Below are 1,874 nucleotides of genomic sequence, written 5' to 3' on the forward strand. Positions count from 1 at the left end.
GGGGTCAACCGTGGCATTTTGTCGAAAACATTAATCGCTCACCCCAAACCCGACACGCTCTCTTCAGAAGAAAACACATAAGGACTTAAAAACAACGAAAACTGAATGTTTTCGCATAACTCTCCTGATATGTGAATATCGTGAAGCCCTACGAGATACCATCCCTCTTCTTTGTGTTTCTTCATCCATTGAGTCAAGCCTCTGATTTCATCATGCGCCAACCCGCTTAATGCTTGGATATAATCATCATTCAATTCAGCGTCTACATACCGAGGATTACTCAGGGATAAGTACCCTTCCCCTTTATAAGGGAGCGCGCTGGTATGAACCACATCAATCCAATAATCAAAATACGCATGAGAAATATGCGCGAGCAGGTAGCGAGACGCTTCAACCGATAACGTGAACTGGCTTTGCTCCAGCTTCTCTTCCATACCATCACCTGGAGAGATGGCCCCTGCTGATATCAAGGATTTTTGAGCGTGACACTTGTGGTGACTTTCTGAGCAATAATGCAATCGAATGGGAATGTCACATCTCATGTTCGTTTTCCTTAAGCGGCTCAACCGATGACAACACCAAAGAAGCCTTCAACGTACGCAGTAGCAACTCAATAAAACCTTGAACATCGGCACTACCCCAGAGGTCAACGGTAACATGGGCCACTCGACAGGAATCCTTCAAATCAATCCCTGTCGGTATGTGGGGCTGACACCCCATGTTGATCGTAATTTCGAACGAATACGCACTCAACACATGAAGGGATTCATCCGCTCGATAACAGTAATGGGTCACCGCTTTTCCTGACCATACTGGCATCATGACCTCCACCAACTCGCCAAAGCTGGACTGGTATTGTGGACGAAGACGAAGCGCTTCGGGTCCATAATGAGTGTCGTCAAATAACGATTCGCGCTTCATGATGCCACCTCACGGCTTTGTTTCTCGGTGATATCAACGTTGTCCCAATTAATAAGTCCAGCACACATTGCATAATCAACAAGACACGTCATCATCGGTTTTGGCATTTGTTCGTCAGTCAGTTGATATTGCACTCGGCGATTCCAAGAACCCCCACGATTGTAGTGAAAACTTCGAGTTAAACCCTTCTTATCCAATGTGATGCCACGAAAGTAAGGAGGTACCCCTTGTTCAAAGTAGGTGTCTCTATTCTCTTTTGATGCGAATGACATCAATCGATTAAAGTAACGGCAGGTCAAGGCAAATCCCTTTTGATTGTACAACCCTTTCTCTTTGTCACCGGTAAACGCAAAGTCACCGCCCTTTTCAAGTTTGAATGTAAACTCCGTAAAAACATGAGGGCGTGATGGTTTGGTGATGAGATTGAAGCTAGAACGAGCACGGTATACTTGATTCTTTTCTTTCTCGATGTAAATCTCAAGCACACCCTCAAAGCCATTCAACTCTTCATAGGTGTGGCGTATCTGCCCCATAATGAAAGTGTCACCCACCCGCATCTCTCTTATTCTGGCGCGGAAATACAAAGGCATACGGCAGTATTTTAAAAAGTCATGCCCTGCCACTCTTTGGTAGACGGTTTGATTCAGTTTATCAAGCTTGGCTTGGTGCTCTTTCCACTCTTGCTCTAGTGCTTCTTCTTCGGACTTTGATAGCAACATTTCGCTCATATAGGTCTCTTTATCAATGATGATGGCCCAGTTATCCACCTTTTCGGTGGATAACCCTGTACACATTTAACGCTACGCCTTGTTGGGCATGGCTTTGCCAATCTTGCCCTTTTCATCAAAAAAGCGAGCCGTACACCCCGATTTATAAGCGCTGCATCCCCACCAAAATTTTCCTTTGGCTTTCGCGGCTTTTCGCACTAAGACACCTTTGCCACACTGGCAAGA

The 1,874-nt window shown here is 45.4% G+C and carries 3 protein-coding genes; all 3 read right to left on the reverse strand.

The genetic code is table 11. The annotated features are described in order from the left end of the window. Window positions 1-38: 38 nt before the first annotated feature. The 3 genes from AB4484_RS24945 to AB4484_RS24955 all read right to left on the reverse strand — a co-directional run bounded on the left by AB4484_RS24945 (window position 39) and on the right by AB4484_RS24955 (window position 1,649). Complete coding sequence (locus AB4484_RS24945; RefSeq protein ID WP_372080862.1) at window positions 39-542, reverse strand: hypothetical protein; 504 nt, start codon at window positions 540-542, stop codon at window positions 39-41. Beyond that, complete coding sequence (locus tag AB4484_RS24950) at window positions 532-822, reverse strand: hypothetical protein (protein WP_372080863.1); 291 nt, start codon at window positions 820-822, stop codon at window positions 532-534. Before AB4484_RS24950 ends, AB4484_RS24945 begins: the two co-directional genes overlap by 11 nt. A gap of 95 nt (window positions 823-917) precedes the next feature. Further along, the gene (locus AB4484_RS24955) at window positions 918-1,649 is read right to left on the reverse strand and encodes a hypothetical protein (protein ID WP_372080864.1); all 732 of its coding nucleotides are present in this window, start codon (window positions 1,647-1,649) and stop codon (window positions 918-920) included. Window positions 1,650-1,874 lie beyond the last annotated feature (225 nt).

This window comes from Vibrio sp. 10N.261.46.A3 (genome assembly GCF_041472995.1).
GTDB lineage: Bacteria > Pseudomonadota > Gammaproteobacteria > Enterobacterales > Vibrionaceae > Vibrio > Vibrio coralliirubri.

Coding starts and splice junctions, on each gene's coding strand:
- AB4484_RS24955 (WP_372080864.1), bottom strand. CDS start 1,649: ATGAGCGAAATGTTGCTATCAAAGTCCGAAGAAGAAGCACTAGAGCAA.
- AB4484_RS24945 (WP_372080862.1), bottom strand. CDS start 542: ATGAGATGTGACATTCCCATTCGATTGCATTATTGCTCAGAAAGTCAC.
- AB4484_RS24950 (WP_372080863.1), bottom strand. CDS start 822: ATGATGCCAGTATGGTCAGGAAAAGCGGTGACCCATTACTGTTATCGA.